Raw genomic sequence first — 508 nt, 5'->3', positions numbered from 1 at the left:
ACGTCGTAGCCCAGCGGGACGTGACCGCCCATCCACATGCCGCGCTTGCGGGATGCCGCGACCTTGTCGCGGATGCGCTCGCCGATCACCTCCCGCTCGAACTGCGCGAAGCTGAGGAGGATGTTCAGGGTCAGGCGGCCCATAGAGGTCGTGGTGTTGAACGACTGCGTGACCGAAACGAAGGTCACCTGATTGCGGTCGAAGATCTCGACCAGCTTGGCGAAGTCCATCAGCGAGCGCGAAAGCCGGTCGATCTTGTAGACCACGATCACATCGATCAGACCGGCCTCGACGTCCTGAATGAGGCGCTTCAGGCCGGGGCGCTCCAGCGTGCCACCGGAGAAGCCGCCGTCATCGTAGCGTTCGCGAATGGTGGCCCAGCCTTCCGCCTTCTGGCTCGTCACGAAGGCCTCGCAAGCCTCGCGCTGGGCGTCGAGGCTGTTGAACTCCATGTCGAGCCCTTCCTCGCTCGACTTGCGGGTATAGATGGCGCAGCGCTGGCGGCGCG

General features: G+C 64.6%; 1 protein-coding gene. It reads right to left on the bottom strand.

Annotated features, from left to right (window positions below; translation table 11 throughout):
* On the bottom strand, positions 1-508 hold a 508-nt coding region (locus ACIIOY_RS26805; protein WP_411037716.1), incomplete at both ends, for a recombinase family protein.

Source organism: Shinella agrisoli, from assembly GCF_046557955.1.
Classification (GTDB): domain Bacteria; phylum Pseudomonadota; class Alphaproteobacteria; order Rhizobiales; family Rhizobiaceae; genus Shinella.
Note: the sequence above shows the minus strand (reverse complement) of the source record. Positions and strands in the feature narration are given on the sequence as shown.